The 19,069-nt window shown below is 38.5% G+C and carries 17 protein-coding genes and 1 tRNA gene; 5 read left to right on the top strand and 13 right to left on the bottom strand.

The features are described 5' to 3' along the window. From MKP09_RS15050 to MKP09_RS15010, 9 genes are all read right to left on the bottom strand, one after another. A complete protein-coding gene (locus tag MKP09_RS15050) occupies positions 1–1,224 on the bottom strand; it encodes a DUF4959 domain-containing protein (RefSeq protein ID WP_240830808.1) in 1,224 nt (407 codons plus the stop codon). Between the two features lie 20 nt (positions 1,225–1,244). Beyond that, positions 1,245–3,179, bottom strand: coding sequence for a RagB/SusD family nutrient uptake outer membrane protein (locus MKP09_RS15045; protein WP_240830807.1), 1,935 nt, complete (start codon positions 3,177–3,179; stop codon positions 1,245–1,247). A gap of 2 nt (positions 3,180–3,181) precedes the next feature. After that, positions 3,182–3,889 carry a SusC/RagA family TonB-linked outer membrane protein gene (locus MKP09_RS15040; RefSeq protein ID WP_240830806.1) on the bottom strand — a complete coding sequence of 236 codons (708 nt, stop codon included), beginning with the start codon at positions 3,887–3,889 and terminating at the stop codon, positions 3,182–3,184. Further along, a complete protein-coding gene (locus MKP09_RS15035) occupies positions 3,853–5,862 on the bottom strand; it encodes a SusC/RagA family TonB-linked outer membrane protein (RefSeq protein ID WP_240831499.1) in 2,010 nt (669 codons plus the stop codon). Before MKP09_RS15035 ends, MKP09_RS15040 begins: the two co-directional genes overlap by 37 nt. Next, the gene (locus tag MKP09_RS15030) at positions 5,862–6,455 is read right to left on the bottom strand and encodes a carboxypeptidase-like regulatory domain-containing protein (RefSeq protein ID WP_240830805.1); all 594 of its coding nucleotides are present in this window, start codon (positions 6,453–6,455) and stop codon (positions 5,862–5,864) included. Before MKP09_RS15030 ends, MKP09_RS15035 begins: the two co-directional genes overlap by 1 nt. Positions 6,456–6,702: 247 nt before the next feature. After that, positions 6,703–7,158 carry an SLC5/6 family protein gene (locus tag MKP09_RS15025; protein ID WP_240830804.1) on the bottom strand — a complete coding sequence of 152 codons (456 nt, stop codon included), beginning with the start codon at positions 7,156–7,158 and terminating at the stop codon, positions 6,703–6,705. A gap of 11 nt (positions 7,159–7,169) precedes the next feature. After that, a complete protein-coding gene (locus tag MKP09_RS15020) occupies positions 7,170–8,288 on the bottom strand; it encodes a solute:sodium symporter family transporter (RefSeq protein WP_240830803.1) in 1,119 nt (372 codons plus the stop codon). A gap of 35 nt (positions 8,289–8,323) precedes the next feature. After that, positions 8,324–8,884 carry a hypothetical protein gene (locus tag MKP09_RS15015; RefSeq protein WP_240830802.1) on the bottom strand — a complete coding sequence of 187 codons (561 nt, stop codon included), beginning with the start codon at positions 8,882–8,884 and terminating at the stop codon, positions 8,324–8,326. A gap of 14 nt (positions 8,885–8,898) precedes the next feature. Further along, positions 8,899–9,318 (bottom strand): winged helix-turn-helix domain-containing protein, encoded by a 420-nt coding sequence (locus MKP09_RS15010; protein ID WP_240830801.1) that lies wholly within the window; start codon positions 9,316–9,318, stop codon positions 8,899–8,901. 216 nt (positions 9,319–9,534) lie between these two features. On the opposite strand from MKP09_RS15010, the gene MKP09_RS15005 reads away from it, so the two are divergent. From MKP09_RS15005 to MKP09_RS14990, 4 genes are all read left to right on the top strand, one after another. Then, positions 9,535–9,783 carry a hypothetical protein gene (locus tag MKP09_RS15005; RefSeq protein WP_240830800.1) on the top strand — a complete coding sequence of 83 codons (249 nt, stop codon included), beginning with the start codon at positions 9,535–9,537 and terminating at the stop codon, positions 9,781–9,783. Then, positions 9,768–11,645, top strand: coding sequence for an alpha-amylase family protein (locus MKP09_RS15000; protein ID WP_240830799.1), 1,878 nt, complete (start codon positions 9,768–9,770; stop codon positions 11,643–11,645). Before MKP09_RS15005 ends, MKP09_RS15000 begins: the two co-directional genes overlap by 16 nt. 161 nt (positions 11,646–11,806) lie before the next feature. After that, complete coding sequence (locus MKP09_RS14995) at positions 11,807–12,280, top strand: AraC family ligand binding domain-containing protein (protein ID WP_240830798.1); 474 nt, start codon at positions 11,807–11,809, stop codon at positions 12,278–12,280. Between the two features lie 38 nt (positions 12,281–12,318). Then, on the top strand, positions 12,319–12,711 hold the full coding sequence (locus MKP09_RS14990; RefSeq protein ID WP_240830797.1) for a helix-turn-helix transcriptional regulator: 393 nt from the start codon (positions 12,319–12,321) through the stop codon (positions 12,709–12,711). On the opposite strand, the gene MKP09_RS14985 is transcribed toward MKP09_RS14990, so the two are convergent. From MKP09_RS14985 to MKP09_RS14970, 4 genes are all read right to left on the bottom strand, one after another. Beyond that, positions 12,706–14,625, bottom strand: a complete 1,920-nt coding sequence (locus MKP09_RS14985; protein ID WP_240830796.1) for a tetratricopeptide repeat protein — start codon at positions 14,623–14,625, stop codon at positions 12,706–12,708. The genes MKP09_RS14990 and MKP09_RS14985 overlap by 6 nt on opposite strands. Next, on the bottom strand, positions 14,607–16,007 hold the full coding sequence (locus MKP09_RS14980; RefSeq protein ID WP_240830795.1) for a DUF5107 domain-containing protein: 1,401 nt from the start codon (positions 16,005–16,007) through the stop codon (positions 14,607–14,609). The genes MKP09_RS14985 and MKP09_RS14980 overlap by 19 nt, the downstream gene beginning before the upstream one ends. Positions 16,008–16,154: 147 nt before the next feature. Then, positions 16,155–17,492 carry a sugar porter family MFS transporter gene (locus MKP09_RS14975; protein ID WP_240830794.1) on the bottom strand — a complete coding sequence of 446 codons (1,338 nt, stop codon included), beginning with the start codon at positions 17,490–17,492 and terminating at the stop codon, positions 16,155–16,157. A 169-nt stretch (positions 17,493–17,661) separates the two neighbouring features. Beyond that, positions 17,662–17,733: transfer RNA gene (locus tag MKP09_RS14970), tRNA-Glu, on the bottom strand. 178 nt (positions 17,734–17,911) lie between these two features. Here MKP09_RS14970 and gap point away from each other — a divergent pair. Further along, positions 17,912–18,925, top strand: coding sequence for a type I glyceraldehyde-3-phosphate dehydrogenase (gene gap, locus MKP09_RS14965; RefSeq protein ID WP_240830793.1), 1,014 nt, complete (start codon positions 17,912–17,914; stop codon positions 18,923–18,925). The last annotated feature ends 144 nt before the right edge of the window (positions 18,926–19,069 follow it).

The following is a 19,069-nucleotide window of genomic DNA, read 5'->3' as shown; positions in this document are numbered from 1 at the left end:
TTATTCAGGACTTCCATACAAGGACATCTCCATTATATTCGTATATCTCACACCACCCCAGGTTTGATTCACAACTAAGCGAATGAAGCGAGTTGATATTGCATCTATCGGAACATTAAAGTCTACTCCATCTGCCATGAATTGCAGATCCTGACTATTAGCCTGGTTGGGAGGCAAGCCAGAGGGTGGGTTAGGGTAAGTAAATGTTCCCATACTTGTCCAGTCCCCATGAACTTCTCCAAATACTGCTGCATTGGGCAAACTAATATTTTCTGGATTTGTTTTATCAGACCCCCAGATAGTAAAAACTTTTGGATTTTGATAGCCAAATCCAGCGCTAAGCCTGGAGTACAAGCGAAACCTGCTAAGCCTTGCGCTTACGCCCAGTCCCCATGTAGCCTGTATTGGCGTGGTGACATCCACATTTGTATGCCAACCAGGTTCTGTTGTTTTACCATCATAAAGATTTCGAACATACCAGTCAAAATAAACTGGTGCATCGCTCGGTAATTTGTATTCGTAGAATTTAGATTTATCTAACATGGTTTCAAAAAGAGGCGTGAGTGTTTTAAATACCGTATCAGATTTATTTCCGAACTGATCTGTTGTATATATCCCGAATTCAGTTGAAGTTGCTTCAAAACCTCTTACTGAAAAGCTTATATTTTGCGTTGAAACATTTACAGGGTCCGTTTCTTCATATTTGTTTGTTGTAGTATTAAAGAATACTACATGCATCGATAAAGGGGCTTTGTAAGTATTGGTGCCACTTACATTTATGCCACCAAAATCCGGATTCAATTCAAGCAGGCTGTTGACCAATTGAAATTTAGGTGTCAACGGATTTACCTTCACTTTTATAGGATCTGATTTTACCTCAGCCCGGCTAACTGTATATAAGGTTACTTCATATTCTTTACTTTCTGCAAATCCATCAACCTTTAACGTGTCAGTATAATAGCTGGCCTTTGTTTGCCGGGGTTTACTATCTGCAATATTGTATTCTCCTAAAACATAGAGCAGGTTTGACGAGTTTGGCAAAGTATATATAATGTTTGCCCCTCCATTAAAATTCTCAACCCTTATGTTAGTAATTGGGTCTGGCTTCGTTTGGTCGGTCGAAACTGGTTCATTGCTTGACGCCGATTTTTGACAAGAATATATTGTGAAAATTAATACAGCTGTTATGCAGACCAGCAAATATTTTTTATGTTTTGTGTACATAAGTATTTTTTTAGCAATTATTACCAATATGGATTTTGGGTTAAATTATTATTTACAATGAGCGCTTCAGTCTCAATAGGCCAGAGGTAATTTTTTTGACCAAATACTGGAATGAGAACCGTTTTGGGTTGATAGTAGTTTACCGATGCTTCTTCATTTACATTCCATCCCTGCAATGGCTGGCTAAGCACATCCTGAAGCTCTTTCCATCTTCTTAAATCCCAACCACTCTGTGCTTCAAAACATAATTCAATGCGCCTTTCCTGGTGGATGATCTGCCTTAAGCCCTCTTTAGTTTGTGGCTTTCCTGGATTTCTGGAATGCTCTTGCCAGGATTCTACAACGCCAGCTAATCCAGCTCTTTCCCTTACTTTATCAATATACTCATATACTGTTGCAGATGGTCCATTTGATTCATTTAAAACCTCGGCATATAGCAGGTAAAGCGAGGCCAATCTGATTGCTGCCATGCGGTAGTTTTCCGTCTGAAAAGTTTCATCGTAAACCGTAAGATAGTTCGCCAGCTTTTTAGGCCAGTAACCAGTAATGTTGGTGGAACCAATACTTTTCGGGCCTGCCAACGCTGTAGGGCCTCTTCCCTGAACATGCCTTGCTGTAGTTGCATCGTTAATTCCGTTGCCGAGCCAAATACCACCATCGAAACCTAAACTTGCATAAAAACGCGGCTCCCTGTTAAGGTTTAAGGTAGCTGTTTCGTACCCAAGTTTAATATAGCTTTTATTAGCGTCGTCGCCAGCCTGCGGTCTGTAACGGTTTACATAATCAAAGTCAACATCTTCATTTATCGGCACACCATTCTTCGAATAAAACAGATTGGTTGTAGCTATTGGCACCGAGAAGCTTGCCGGGTTTGAGTTTGCGCTTGCTACCGATTTGTCCGTCATACGAGGAATAACATAGTTTTGATAATTAAAACCATAATTATATCCCCATATTATTTCTAAATTATTTTCCCATTTTTCGGTAACCACAGTTTGTAGCATCAGTGTTTGTTTTTGCTCATCTGATAAGTTATTAATGCCACCGGTGGGAATAAATGTATCATGAAGTTTAATACCGACAAGTTCTGCTTCTTCTATTGCAGCTAAACATGCGTCGGCTGCTTTTTGCCATTTAGCTGCATCATAAGATTGTGGAAATAAATTTCTTCCGTCTTTATCTTTTGTATTGATATAATCCGGATTGCCGTTAAATAGCGGACTGGCTTGTGTTGCGAGAATTTCAGCTTTTAGGGACATCGCGATCACTTTAGTAATACGCCCCAGTTCCTGCGCCCGGTTCTGTATTGTAGGAGGAAGATCAGGAATGGCTTCATCCAATAGCCCCAATACGTATTCGAATGATTCGTCTAACGTGGCTCTTTTGATCTTTGCTTCTTCAGCAGACGCACTTATGGGAAGGTTTTCTTTAATCAAAGGAATAGGCCCATACATTTTTAATAAAGTATAATGATAATAAGCTTTTAAAAATTTAGTTTCTCCAAGCCACCTGCTTTTGGTTTGGGCATCTAAATCAATAGGATTGTCAATATTTTCCAGCATGATGTTACATCTTCTTATGGCCTGGTACATGGGTTCAGCGCCACCTTCTCCATCCCAATAGTTGATGAGTGGGTTGGATGGCGTTTGAAGGCCCTTTATCAAACTAAAGCAAGCTTCGTTCAAAGCACCAAAACCGTTTGGGTCAGTTGGATATAATACTTCTGCCGCCAATGTGAAGCCAGGATTTACAATAACATTGTACTGCCGTTGCATTGTTGAGTAGCATGCAAATAAGTAATTCTCTGCTTCATTTTTATTTCTAAAGGCATAGTCGAGCGTGCCTACATTATCGGGAACAATATCCAGGTATTTTTTACAGGAAGAAATTGGGCCGACAAGGATTGCAGCAAGTAGCCATGTAGTTAGTTGTTTCATGTGTTTCTTCAGCCTCATGATTATAGATTTATATTTATTCCTATGTTAAAAACTTTTTGTATGGGGTAAGCAAATCCATTGCCTCCCTGTTCCGGATCCCATGTTTTAAAGGCACTCCAGGTAAATAGATTAAGGCCATTTAAATAAATACGCGCGTTTGAGATCCAGGCTCTTTTTGTGAAATTTGCAGGGATTGTGTAACCTAATTCAAGTGATTTAATTCTTAAGAATGCGCCATTCCTTAACCACCATGTACTGTTTTGAAGATTGTTTTCAATAACGTTCCTGCTTACACCTAATCTTGGGTAGGTGGCGTAGGTATTCTGGTTGGCTTCTGTCCAATGATCATCTGCAAATTCTTTTATTACCTGTGTGTTGCCATATATATAGGGGTCAGGGCTTTGGATAAAGGGGCTCACTCTTTGAGGGTCTACGAAAAAGGAAACCCTTGCCTGTCCCTGGAAAAAAGCGGAAAGGTCGAAGCCTTTATAGCCACTCGATAGTCCAAAACCGTATACGATTTCTGGAACTGTTGGATACCCGATGAAAGTTTGATCAAGATAATCTATACGTCCGTCTTCATTAAGATCTTTATATTTTATATCACCTCCCTGAGGAAGCCTGCCATTATTACTAAAACTTTGTATCGGCGAGTTCGCAGCTTCGATATCATCAACAAAAAGCCTTTCAGCTAAATAGCCCCAGTAGCGATTAACGGGTTGGCCCACCTGGTATCTCCATGGTTCGTTATAATTGGGTTCTTCTTTTTTGTGTACTTGTTGGTTGAATAGGTGAAGTTGGCACGAGACTGCAGCCAGAGCCCGCTATTGAACGATTGCTTGTAATCTAATGAAAGGTCAATACCCTGCGACTCAACCTCTCCCAAATTAGCACTTATTTGTGATTCCAACCCCATTGTTGTAGGAACGCTTGCGCGCGCCTGCAGAATGTTATAACGGTGATTTTTGTAATATTCAGCAATGAAATTAAAGTTTTTGAATAACGTAAACTCCGCTGCAAAATTTGTTTGTCTGGATGTTTCCCAGGTTACGTCCAGGTTTTCATAGTTGCGTATAACAACGCCTTTGCGTTCATATTGATTATTAGTACCGAATTGTGAATAATTATTTCCATCGTTCAGCACAACGTCGGACAAATAATAAAATCTTTGACTTCCAATTGCATCATTTCCTACCAACCCGTGGCTGGCTCTTAATTTAAGTCTGGTTAACACATCAGAGATTCCTCCATCCCAAAATTTTTCGTTAGATACAACCCAGGAGGCGCCTATGGTTGGAAAGAAACCATATCTATGATTAGCAGAAAAACGTTCTGTACCGTTGTAGCCAAAATTACCTTCTATAAAATATTTTCTTGAAAAGGAATAAGTTAATCTGCCAGCTAAACCAAAGTTCCTGTAAGGAAGAGATTTTTGCAGATCACTATTATTTGAAGCGCCGAGAAAATGATCTGCATCAGAGTAAACAGTTTGTTGTCGTGTTGCTATTACTGTGCTGCTGAGCGTGTGGTTTCCAAGTTCTCTGTTATATTCCAAAGCCCCTTGCAGATATACGAATGTGTTGGTTTTGGGTTCTTCTCTGCTGTATTGAAGATATTCTGTAGCTACATTATTGCCAACGGGTTGCGGATTTAACCAAACCAAAGAATAATCATTTGTAGTCTTATCGTACGTGGCAATGTTATAATAAAATGGAGAATAGGCATTTTGTGATGCGAAATAGGAGTATCTGTTTGTGTTGAAAATCCCTCTGAATTTTAATCCCTTTGTTATAAAATCGAAGTTCTGGTTCACCTCAAATTGGGCTGAGATCCTCGACTCGGATGAGTTTTTGTGTCCACGTAAAAGCGCAGCATATGGATTATTATATTGAATACTGTTATTCGAAATTCCTGCGTCTCCAATTCCGACATTACCAAAAAGAATATGTTGTGTATTAGCATTAGCAGCATCGGGTTCGTAGTATGCAGGAAAAAGTACAGGGCTGGTATGAACTGCTACATTATAAAGATCAGAAGCAAAAGAACCGTCTGTGGTTATAGGCCCATTGTATTCACTGAAATTTCCAGATAAACGAACGATCATCTCGGTAGTATTGGTGAGATTGATGTTTACATTTGAGCGAAGCTGATAATTCTGGAACTTTACATTGTTATCGTTATTGTTTCGGATATCAGTTTTTAATACGCCATTATCAATATTATAGGAGCCAGCAACATAATATTTAGCTACCTTGCCCCCTCCGTTAATACTTAAATTATTACGCTGAGTGGTTGCTCTTTTCTTGAACAGAAGATCCAGCCAATCAACTGCGGGATATACATAAGAATTGCTGCCTGGAACATTATTCATCGCATCTATCGTATTCTGAATCTTTGTTGGCGTAAATGGAATGGCTGAACTGGGGTCTCTTGTCAACGTAGCTTCATTAAACAGATCCATGTACCTGATCGGATCAACCAATTGCAATGTTTGAGTAGATTGAGAAGAAGAATACTCAGATCTAAAATTAATTTTTGCTTTTCCTTCTTTCCCCTCTTTTGTGCTTACCAATATAACGCCGTTTGCACCTCTTGCGCCATATAAAGCTGTTGCGCTGGCATCTTTTAATATAGAGAAACTGGCTATGTCGTCAACTTGTAGCCGTGCAAGGTCGTTCGCGGTCAATTCGACATTGTCGATCAGGATAAGAGGATCTTGTTTGTAACCAAAAGTTGTAACGCCGCGTATAAAAAAGCAGCATTGTCCTGGCCAGGTTGGCCTGTTCGCTGATAAGCAATCATTCCTGCTATTTGACCAGCCATAGCAGTTGTAAGGTTACTTGCTGGAATTTTCAGGTCTTCAGGTTGTATACTGGTTACAGAACCAACAAGCGCCTCCTTTCTTTCCTTTCTTCCAAAAGCAGTTACGATTACTTCTTCTCCGGCCTGAAAAACACTTGGAGTCATGATAATATTTAACTCTCTGGTGCTTTCGGTGACCGCTACATTTTGATCAGAATATCCTACGTAAGAAAAGCGAAGTGAATCTCCGGAAGCAACCTCAAGAATGAAACGTCCGTTTTTATCTGTTGCTGTTCCTACCCGTTGTTTATTAACAACAGTGATACTTACGCCATCCATTAGCCTTCCGCTGGTGTCTGTTACAGTGCCAATAATAGCTACAGACTGCGATGTGGCCGTACCATAGATTGATAAGAAACACGCCAGTAAAAACATGTAGCGCAGGAAGAAATCATTTTTCATCATTGAAAAACACAACAATCGTTTAATCATTTTTAAGCAATTATTAAGTAAGGTAATTCAGTTATACATTGGTTAAATGCGGCAAGCACCAATCTATACTATTCTATACTATACCAAAAATAAGTAGATATAAATTATTTAACAAAATTTTTTTGAGAAACATTTTTCCTGCAGCTAAATTATAGTAAGTGCATATGTATTAAATAGACATTATTATGAAATCTATGTACAATATTATGGAAGGGGGTATTTGTCTTTTAGCTTTAGGCCAATTGCGCTAAGGTTTAGCCAATCCGATTGGAGAAAACAGAATAAACATACCAATCATCATCATAATAAGTATTGAGTAATATATATACCTTCTTTTCCAGGGGCGGATGTTCATTTTTGACTGTACTGTTAGTTGAAAATCGGTTTTCATTGGCCACAGTCTTCCTGCCAACAACATTAAAGCGGTAGTGATTACAAAAAGGATGCACAACACATGCAGATAATGCATTTTAACAGGGAATATAAATTGTGTAGAAATATACGATGTTACGAAGAATGCCAAACCCGCCTTTGCTGCTACTGCAGGAACTCTTTTTGTAAGCAAGCCCACTATCATTATAGTAAAGACGGGAACGCTGAAATAGCTGGATACTTTTTGCAGATAGCTATAAAAGCCACCGCTAAAAAACATGATATACGGAGATACAACAACTGCTACAATTGTCACTGTTATTTGGATCAATCTTCCTTTTCTTACCAGGCTTCTATCGTCAATAAGCTTTTTCTTTTTTCAAGATATGGCTTATAAAGGTTCATTGTAAATAAAGTGCCTATGCTGTTCAATCCTGCATTGAATGTGCTTAGTGCACCGCCAAAAACAATTGCTGCAACAAAGCCTGCTATAATGGGAGGTAAGGTACCGTTAATCATTTTAGGAAAAACGGCTGTCGTGTTTTCAATGGTAGGATATAATTGCAGCGCGATAAGGCCAGGTATGTTTAAAAGGAATGGCGCAAAGAGCTTTCCTACACAAGCTAATGAAATTCCTTTTTGACTTTCGGCAAGGTTTTTCGCTCCGAGTGCTTCTTGGACAATATATTGTTCCATACCCCAATAGTAAATATTGATAAGCAACATGCCCGTAAACAAGGTTCCAAAAGGGATGGGATCGTTACTTGCACCAATCGCATTCAAATGCACTTTATTGTTATTCAATAATTTTTCTGCTCCGTTTAAAACGCTTCCTTGCCCCAGGTATTGTAATCCGATCCAAATGATCAGAATGCCGCCAGTTACCATACCAATGCCTTGTACTATATCGTTGATGGTTATAGCTTTTAAGCCGCCTAATACAGAATAAGTGCAACCGATAACTCCTATAAAAATTACCAATATGCTGATAGAAGTCAGGTAACTGATCTGCAATTTTTCATCTAGCTGGAAAATTCCATTAATTGCTACAGCGCAGCCATACAGCACTGATGGAATTAAATTGACGATATAGCTAAGCAGGAAAATGATCGAAACCATTCTTTGTGTTTGCCTGTCGAAGCGGATACCCAAAAAGTCCGGTGTTGTCATTGCGCCAATTTTGAGATATACCGGCATCAGGAATTCAGATACAATGATCATGGCTAATATGGAACTCATTCCCCAGCACATCACCGACATATTAGTAGTGTACACAAACTCGTTCTCTCCGATGAATTGGTTTGCGCTCATGTTGGTGAGAAATAATGAACAACCGATCATCCAGAAATTCAGGTTCCGGTTGCCCAAATAGTGTCCTACAGATGTTTTGCTTTGTTTTCTGGTAGTGTAAACCGAAATGCCAGCCGCAATTGCCAGTAAAAGAAAAAAGCTGATAAACATAGCAGTTGTTTATAGTTAAAGAGAGCCTCTTCTTATTAAAACGGTCGGAATCGTTTCCTGTATCTTTTGCGGCCTAATACAAACACGGCAGCTTTTTGCGCCATAGCTTCGAAACTTGTGGAGTACGTGGTTATGCCGTCAAAAATAATTTCTTTTACTATCTCATCATTATGAGACAATAGGCCCACATCACTCCCAAGTTTAAGTTTTTTAAATTTAGAATCTTTAAGCATCATCCAAAGCTCTGCGTTGTTGATCGTAAAATATACATTCCCTGCTTCAATAGAGCCTATTGTGTATTCAGGTAATATAGAATGCCTGATCTTAAAATCTTTTACGAACTTTTGAAAAGCCTGTAATATTTCGTCCGGCGTGTCCGAATTTGGCCGATGATAGTAGATCATCTTTTTATATTTCTTTATAGCCGGAGCCAGTTGTGCAAAGGCAGCATAGGAAGACTGAAAAAATTCCTGTGTAATGTAGGAAAAATCTGCCTTAACAGGCACATGCCGATCTATCATCAGAAACTTATCAACCGGCAAAGTCTTTAATATGTTACCTGACTTTTTATGAGGAATTGGCGCTACTACATACATTCCATATTTTCCTCTTACACGTTCAATAATGCTTTCAAAGACATCAATATTGTTATGATGGAAAAAATATCTATATGTGTTTGTTTGCCTAACTGATCCCTGAACGTTTTATAAAACACTTCCTGGAAGCTATCAAACGCGAAAATGATCAATGCAACCCTTAACTGGTTTTTGGTATTTTCTTTGGCCAAAAAAAAACCGATCCTGTTTTTTGATTCTACAATGCCGCGACTGATAAGTTCTTTGTATGCTTTTGCAACAGTTTCCCTTGCAAAGCCAAGTTCAGCAATAAGATTGTTAACCGATGGTAGCATATCTCCTTTAGAAATTGATTTATCATCAACGGCATTAATAAACCCCTGAACAAATTGTTCGTGCTTGGAAAGTGCATGAACATTTTCCATATTCCTTATGTGATCGTATACCTTTTGCATAGCAATAGTTGTTGGCAAATAAACAACAATTATTTTTCTTTGAAGTAAAAATTATACTATACTATTCTAATAGTATAGACTAATGTTTTTATTATATTGCATAAGATAGTCCAGTTAACACCGGATATTCTCTATTTTAGTATCCTGCTTATTGCTCATTTTTGACGAACAAATTATAACGATTGTATTTATTGATATTCAACTGAATTTGACATCATGAAATTTTTTCTCTATTCCGCAGCCTTTCTAATTCTTCCGGTTATTTCAGCAGGCCAGATAATTAGTACTACAAAAGAAAGCACGATAATTACTTCAGATTTTTACAAAATACTCCTGAGCAAAAAATCCGGCACGATTGATTATAACTTTTCAGATGGAAGTTTTATCAACAATACAGTTGCTGTCGTAAAAACGATAGGGGCAATACTTATAACAGCAATGACTTTGAAATGCATGACATTGTAAGCAGGCGTTTTATTGATTCGATTGGCGAAGGTCAAAAGATCAGTTTTGTCCACTCAAATAAGAACGCTTCGATACAAATGCGACAAACTGTTTCTGTTTATAAAGGACAGCATTACTTTTTAGTCAGTTTAGATGCCTGGTCAAAAACCGGTGGTGATATGGAAGTGAATTATATCAGTCCTATCACCGTTTATTCAGCAAATGGCGCGTCTTGTTTTGTAAAAGGTGAAAACCCAAGAATATTAGATGTGCCCTTTGATAATGATAACTGGACGAAAGTGTTGACTGCGGAATGGATACCTGGCAAATTGCAACAGGGAACGGGATACAACTTTACTTCTTTATATGACTTGAATAATCTTTCCGGGTTAGTAATTGGCGCTGTTACGCACGATTTCTGGAAAACTGGTATACATTATACACTATCAGGAAAGAAGGGTGTTGTTGATTCGTTGGCTGTATTTGGTGGCGCAGCAACATCTGATGATAAATCTTTACCCGCTGAATATGGCGGTAATGATGGAACGCATGATATGGTATCTCATGGAGCAATGAAAGGTAAAAGCGTTTATTCTCCTAAAATTTTTGTGTGCGGTTCAGAAAATAGAAACGATGCTTTTAAAGCATACGGTATTGTGAACAGAAAGTTGAACGGATATTTAGACTGGAAAGATTCGGCGCCATTTTATTGGAACAGTTTTGGGGTTGAAGGAGTGTTGGGTTATGAAGGGCGCATGATGCCTGAAGGCGTTTTAAAGATATCAGATGAGTTGGCTTCTCTTCGCAATTTCTCTCATAACAAAAAAGTTTACCTGAGTATAGATTCTTATGACCAGGGAATTTATAATAAAGAAGTTTTAAAATCCATTCAGGAACATTGTGTGAAAAATAATCAGGAGTTAGGTTTTTATTTCATTCCCTTTGCTGTGTGGACCTGGAAATCATCTGTCGAAAAAGATAAACTTCAATATACGGACAGTTTTATCAGGGACGTTACTTTAAAAGACAATAACGGTAAGACGATCGTTTATAAGGATGGCGAGTTTGGAGCATTTCCGTTAGACCCTACTCACCCTGCAACACGCGAAAGAATAATTGGAGAGTTGCAAAAAGCAAAAGCAATTGGGGCGAAATTTTTAAAGATCGATTTTTTAACTGCAGGAGCTTTGGAGTCTTCCATTCGGTTCGATAAAAAAATACAGTCAGGTTTGCAAGGATACAACTTTGGAATGAAAATGTTAAAGGGCCTTATTGATTCGGTTCTTGGCCCGGATGTTTTTATTACTCAGGCCATTTCGCCAACCTTCCCTAATCAGTATGCGCACACAAGATTTCTTTCTACCGATGTTTATTCTCATTTAAGAAATGATCAGAAAGGCTTTCCTCATTACGGCAGTACCGCATCTTCTATGATAAGTTCGTCACATCTGGGATGGATGCAGGGTACTTTATGGCCTTTCACAAATATGGATATTTCTGTTATGAAAAATTTTCAGAAAAACAATGATATCAGTGAACAGGATGTAAAAGTCAGATTAATAACGATGATAATTATGGGAAGCGTATTAGGCGATGGCTCTGATTTTAGAAACCGTGTAGCAAAAGAACGTGCCTTGCATTTTTTAAACAATAAATACCTTTCTGAATATTTTAATAATCCTAAAGCATTCATTCCTCTAAAGGTGGCGGATGGATTGGATGAAGATCAGCAGTTAGCGTTTTATTTGCCTGGAGATACCGTTTACGCATCCTTAGTAAATTTTAGTAATGATGGCTCATTCCATTATCGTTTTCAAAAAGACAAGCTGCAACTGTATGACGAAGCGTATAATATTTATGATTTTTTTAGTAATAAAAAATAGGCGTAGTTAAAAAAGGAGAAGATTCTTTTCAATTGACAGTGCCAGCTAAAGATGCCATTATGGTAAAATTAAGTAGGGCGAGATAATGAATTAAAAAACGCAGAGATATGCGCTAAATAAGTATTTTAGTGACTATACCGATTGCGTTATATTTAATTACAATGCCTGACAAAATTTACAAGGAGAGTATAAAAAAGAAAGATGGTTTTAAAGGACAAAAAGCAATTGTACTACCGAAGCAGGTAATTAATGTTTGCCAAGCGCAAAAACTTCTTTCTAATCTTTACATTACAGATATTGGCTTTTATCCACGCGCAGAATATCACTATCGTGAAAGAGAGCAAGGATGTAATCAGAATATTCTTATTTACTGCACAAGTGGCATGGGTTGGTTTACGCTTGATGGCAAGACGGTACCTATTAAGGAAGGCGAGTATCTTGTCATTCCTAAAAATTTAAAACACCGATATGGCGCGGATGAGAAGCTTCCCTGGTCTATTTACTGGGCGCATTTTAATGGTGCTGCTGCGCAAAGTTTTGTTGAATTGCTTCTAAAAAACTGTACTGATCATGTTGGTTATGCTGCATACAATGAAAAAGAACAGTACTGTTTGATGATATTTACCAAACATTAGAGTCTGGTTATAGTATAGATCATCTCTACTATTGCAATATGATATTTTCAAGTTTTCTTGGAACGTTTTGTTTCCCGCAGTTTTTAAACCCTCCTTATAAAGAAGAAAAAGGTAAGATCGATATTGTGATTGAACATATGCAGCAAAATATTATGGCATCGGTTTCTTTAAAAGATCTTGCTTCTTTGATATTTATGTCGCCTTCACATTTTTCGGCCATGTTTAAAAATAAGACAGGCCACCCACCTTTGGAATATTTTAATCACCTTAAAATACAACGAGCCTGTCAGTATCTTGAGTTTACGGCTATGCCGGTAAAAGAGCTTTGTTACGAGTTAGGGCTGGATGATCCGTTTTATTTTTCGCGCTTGTTTCGTAAGTACATGGGTGAATCTCCTTTGAGTTATAGAAAGAGAAAGCGCTTTCTATAACTGCGGAATTTTACTATACGAAACATGTATCGCTGCGCCACCATGAGAAGGATCCAACGCTAACACTTTGTCAAAATATTCCTGAGCCTTTTCCATATTATTTAACCCTGTATATCCAAGTGCCATCAAATAGTAGCAATGAATTTTGTTTTTAACATCCAGATCGTCGTCAAAGATCATAAGATCAGGCAGGGACACAGCGAAAAAGTCGATGGTGATATGATCATTTTCATGAACCTTTCCATAGTTGATCAGCTTTTCAAATTTTTGATGGGCTTCTGTTTGTTTACCCAATTTAGTTAGCGCTAATCCCTGATAGAATATTTTGTCAGGTTGTTGATCATTATAATAGATGGCTTGCGTTGGTTCATCCAGGCCAACAGATGCAAGCTCCCAATATTTTCTGGCAAGCTTAGTATCCTTATTTTCATAAGCGCAGCCCAACCAATAAAGAATGTCATTTTCCTGCGCACCAAATATTTTCCCCTCACCTAAATTATCAGGATAGAATTGCGCATCTGTTAATAGTTTTACTGCATGAACTGGGTCGTTGTTACTTAACGCATTTTTGGCCTGTAATAAAAGTGTCGTTACATATTGAGCTGACACTTTTCCTTCTCCACCTTCCCATGGATGAAAATTGTGCGACATGATCATGCGGTAAGCCTCTTCAGTCTGTCCCGTTATTGTGTGAAGACTGATGAATTCGATTAGTAAATCATCTCTTTCATAAACTAATTGTGTATGATTGGAAAGAAAATATAAGCGTTCTTCAGGCGATACTCGAAAACGTTTTTTTAGCTGATCCAATTCAAACAATATGCGTGCGTCAGAGGTATTGGCGGCAAAAGCTTTTTCATAAAGTTCAAGAGCTTCCTGCTTTTTGTCGAATTTATTAAAGTACGCAATGCCGAGATTTCTAAGCGTTGTAGGAAATTGATCATCTATTTCTATCGCTTTTTCCCAGGCCAACCGAGCTTCGTCATACAGGCGTTTAGCATAATAGAAATTTCCCAAATAGTATAATGCTTTATAATCTTTTGGATTAAATGATGCTGCTGTTTTAAGAACATGAATATCTTCTATCCGATTAGGAAACGCTTTTGTATCACATGTGAACGCGTGTGTAAAATGTTGTTGTGCTTCTGATTTATTACCGATTTGCAACGAGTAATAACCCTTATAATAAAGATAGAGAGCGTCGGAATAGTCACCATTGAGATTAAGAAAAGTCAAAGCTTCTGCATGCAGACCTGCATCTCCATATTGGTTAGCAATTTCAATATATGTGCTGCTTCGCTGCTGAATTGTTTTTTGTATCGCTGCGATAACAGAACCCGATTCTCCATTTTTTTCAATTGAGGAATAGCATAATGATAATTCGTACATAGACGCAAAGTCGAAATTATCGATCGCCAAAGTTTGTATGCATAGATCAATGGCTTCGCTGAATTTTCCTAGCTTACGTAAACTGATTGCTTTCAGATGCCTTGCTTTTAAACTGTTATAGTTTCTGAGTATTGATTTATCAGACAACTCCAATGCGTCATTCCAGTTATTCCAGATGCCAGCAATATAAGCAGCGTGCAAGTAAGCTACATCCTGCTGTGCCGCACTCCATGCGCTTTTTAAAAAAAGATCGTATGCTTCTTCATGTTGATGTTGGTATTTTAAACACAGTGCAAGATTGTACAGCGCTTCGCTGTCGTATGGATTCGGATTATGTTTGAGTAATTTTTCTACTGCAGTCCGTAGATAATTGTTTGCAGATTTAAAAGCACCGCGCCTTAAAAGCCATAACCCTTTGGCATTATTGCATCTTATATCATCATGGGCTCTTTTCAATGCTTCGTTGTAATAATCGATTGGCGCGTAAGTGGCGTGCCTATATTGTTCTAAATGTTGTCCAGCCAAAAAAGATCTTCAACAGTTTTGATGTCGATTGGTAGAGGAACAGGCTTGGCCGGATCGGGTAGTGGTTCTCCCTGTTTAGTTACAGGAGTATAGGACACCAAAATTTTTCCCGTCTCATCTTCAACACTCAGTTTTAGCTTTTTGCTGTCGCCAGTGAAATCAATTTTGTGATGATAAGTTTTAGTTGGTGATAGTGTGGCTTTATCTTCTAAAATAAGTTCAGCGTCATCATACAGCAAAATACGCACATCTTTCAGGGATGTCGTATAAACCTGGATATCTGCCTTATTGTCTACAATATCCAAATTAACCAGAGCATCAATGGAGGCGTTTTTAATATAACCGATATTTTTGTATGGCATGAAATACTGTTTGAATGCTCTTGATTCATTAGGCATGATCCATCCAAAATCGGGTTGATTGTCAGTATAAACGCCGCACATTAATTCGAAATAAGGACCGTCTTCATCAGTAAGTTGCTTGTCCCAGGCTTTGCCAAAATCGCCACATCCCCATGTCCACTGCTTTTTACCCGGACTAACATGATGATTGGAGATATGCATTAAACCTGCTTTCTTTTTGTGATGATAACCTCCAACAAAATCAAACTTACTGTTCACCGCCATATAGGATGTTGGCACAGGTATATTTGTGTAAACAGAAATGTCCGTACCTGGCGAATAATCTACTTTGTAATAAGTACCGGTGGCAATAGGAAAGGAGCTGACATCTCTTTTGCCATGATCGAAAACGGCATGTACATCAGGTGGGAACACGCTTTGATAATGTTCGTCAACCGATACGGCAGGGTTCGCCCACCACAAAAAGGTTTGTGGGAAAGATGATCTGTTGTAAAGTTTGGCATGTAGTTCTATATAAGCTTTATCTGGATATAGAGTGAACCCCAATGCACACTTTGTGCCGAACATAATTTCATATTCGTTCACCCACACTGTTTTGCTGCCATCTTTATTTTCAGAAATCTGATAATCTGTTGTGTCAAATGTTGTAGGTCTGTGGTGTTGCGGCCAGTTAAACTCAATGCCTCCGCTGATCCACGGGCCTGTAAGGCCAACAAGTGCAGGTTTTATTACCTGGTTATAATATACAAAATGATAATCATTGGTTTTATCATAAGCCATTTGAATGCGCCCACCCAATTCCGGAAGTATCATTATTTTTAAATAGTCGTTCTCAAGATATAAGGCTGTCCACTCTTTGTTTTCTTTTTCGTCGTACACTTTATCTATTACCTTATAGGGATATACAACACCGCTGCTTCCCTGGTATACCCGCTTTTCGAGAAACATAGGATTAGCATCAGGTTCACCAATTTTATATGTTGGGATGGTTACTTTTTCTTCCCAGGCTTTTACTTGCATATTAGAGTGATTTGGATTTTTCTATAAGAATTGTGAGTTTGATGTATTGTTAGGATCGTTTATATAGGTTGATATATATTCGTCAGTACAAGTGAGTGACACAACGAAGATGCCATATATCATTTGCTGGTTTAATAAAGGTGCTTTTTAATGACCTAAGAAAATGTTGTCCATTTCTTCCAGTGATTTTCCTTTCGTCTCCCTGACTTTGACTTTTATAAACACAAAACCTATTACACATATTACAGCGTATATATAAAATGGAGTGTAAGTGCCCATCCGCTTAGCTAAAATGGGGAAGGTGAAAGTTAGTAGTGCGTAAGAAATCCACAAAGCAATGATGGCGACAGAGGTTGCTTTTCCGCGTACTTTATTAGGGAAAATTTCTGAGATAAGAACCCAGGTTACCGGTGCCAGTGTCATGGCGTAAATGCCAATAGCGGCGAGTAAAGGCCACGAAGCTGTTGCCGATTGTTGCTTTAAAAGTGTAGCGCTAAAAACGTATAATATTGCTAACCCGGCTGCTCCGAAAAGCATAAGAGGTTTCCTCCCTGATTTATCTACCTGCCACATAGCAATGGCTGTGCATACCATGTTGATCAAACCAATAAATACCATTTGCCTCAATTGATCATCCTGATTAAAGCCTACGCTTTCAAAAATGGTGGCAGTATAATTGAATACTACATTTATACCACACAGCTGTTGAAAAACAGCAAGCCCGATGCCTACAATAACAGCAGGTAAAATGGCTTTGTTCTTTAGTGCCGAAAATGTTGCTTTAGCGCTGCTGGTTAAGGAACTCTTTATAGCTTCTTGTGTTTTGGCAGCATATTCCACGCCTCCGATTTTTAAAAGGATGGCTTTGGCTTTTTCTATCTTGTTATTATTAATAAGCCAGTGAGGACTTTCGGGTAAAAATAAAACACCTATAAGAAATAAGAAAGAAGGTATGGCCCCAAGACCCACCATCCAACGCCATGCATCTACGCCCTGATCACGAAGGCTATAGTTTACGAGATTGGTAATAAAAATGCCTATTACAACTGTCATTTGGTTGATGGCTACCAAACGTCCGCGCATATTAGCAGGAGCTATCTCGGCAATATACATGGGGGAAAGTACAGATGCCATGCCAACACCAATGCCTGCAAAAAAACGTGCAATTATAAATGCCGCGCTGCTATTTCCTATTGCCATTGCCAGCGATGATATTAGGAAAATTACAGCGGATAGCATAAGGCCCTTTCTGCGGCCATGTTTATCAGAGATGGATGCAGCTAATGCGCAACCAACGATACAACCTAACGCCAGGGTAGCGGTTGCAAGGCCTTCCTGTATGTCATTAAAGTGAAACTGCTCTTTTAGAAAAGGTAGGGCTCCGGCAATTACAGCAAAGTCAAATCCGAACAGGTATCCTCCTAATGCCGATATAAACGAAATCCCAACTATATATTTGTTATTAAACTTGTACTGATGGTCCATAGCAAACAAATTCGTATTTGATTGCAAAAATGGTTATAAATGAACAGGTGTACATGGATTGTACGAGGAAAAACATAGACATTTTTATTGATCTGGGTGGTTGAGTTTTTTTAGACAAGAAGAAGTGTGTTTCTAAATCATAAAAAACCCAGCTAAAAAGCTGGGAGTGTAGCGCGTACGGGAATCGAACCCGTGATTCCTCCGTGAAAGGGAGGCGTCTTAACCCCTTGACCAACGCGCCTCGTTGTTTTTGGGAGTGCAAATATAGGAAGGCGGTTTATTATGGCAAAACTTTTTACAAAAAACTTTTTCGTACAAATATGTGCGAAAAAAATAAAATGTATTAAGTACACTTTCCTATAAAATCTGTAACTTCACGCCTCCAAAAAAGTTCTTACTAATTAAATTACTAAAAAATCATGAGCACAGTAAAAGTAGCCATCAATGGTTTCGGTAGAATTGGACGTTTAGTTTTTCGTCAAATCTACAATCAGCAAGGCATTGATGTGGTAGCAATTAATGATCTTACAAGCCCTAAAGCCTTAGCACACTTATTAAAATACGATTCAGCGCAAGGTCCGTTTAATAAAAATGTTACTCATTCCGATAATTCAATTACAGTAGAAGGCGAAGAAATCAAAATTTACGCGCAAAAAGATCCTGCTCAAATTCCATGGGGAGATCATGATGTAGATGTGGTGTTAGAATGTACAGGTTTCTTCACCGATAAAGATAAAGCAGCAGCTCACATTACTGCCGGTGCAAAACGTGTAGTAATTTCAGCGCCTGCAACTGGTGATTTGAAAACTATCGTATTCAATGTAAACCATGATATATTAGATGGTAGCGAAACAATTGTTAGTTGTGCATCTTGTACAACCAACTGTTTAGCGCCGATGGCTAAAGTATTGGATGATACTTATGGTATCGAACTTGGAATCATGACTACCATTCACGCTTATACGAACGATCAAAACACTTTAGATGCGCCGCATCCTAAAGGTGACCTTCGCCGTGCACGCGCAGCTTCCGCTAATATCGTTCCTAACAGCACTGGTGCTGCAAAAGCAATCGGTTTGGTATTGCCTAATCTTAAAGGTAAATTAGATGGTAGCGCACAGCGTGTTCCAACTATCACTGGTTCTATCACCGAGTTAAATGTAATTTTAAATAAGCCAGCAACGGTAGAAGAAATCAATGCAGCGATGAAAGCAGCGGCCAACGAAAGCTTCGGTTATAACGAAGATGAAATTGTAAGCAGCGACGTGATCGGCACAAGCTACGGTTCTTTGTTCGACGCTACTTTAACTAAAGTAATGAACGTAGGCGACAAGCACATCGTACGTACTGTTTCATGGTACGATAACGAAATGAGCTATGTTTCCCAGCTTGTTCGCACGGTTAAATATTTTGCCGGATTAATCAGCAAGTAATTACAATAATAAAATGAAGAGCGGAGCATCATGTTCCGCTTTTTGTTTTTATTGTCCCGGCAGAAGAATATATGGGATCGGTATTGCGTCGCACACTTTACTTGTAATACATATCTCAGCCCATATTAACGATAAAAATGTTCA

The sequence above is a fragment of the Paraniabella ginsengisoli genome (genome assembly GCF_022513635.1).
GTDB lineage: Bacteria > Bacteroidota > Bacteroidia > Chitinophagales > Chitinophagaceae > Niabella > Niabella ginsengisoli.
This window is presented reverse-complemented; position numbering and strand designations above follow the sequence as displayed.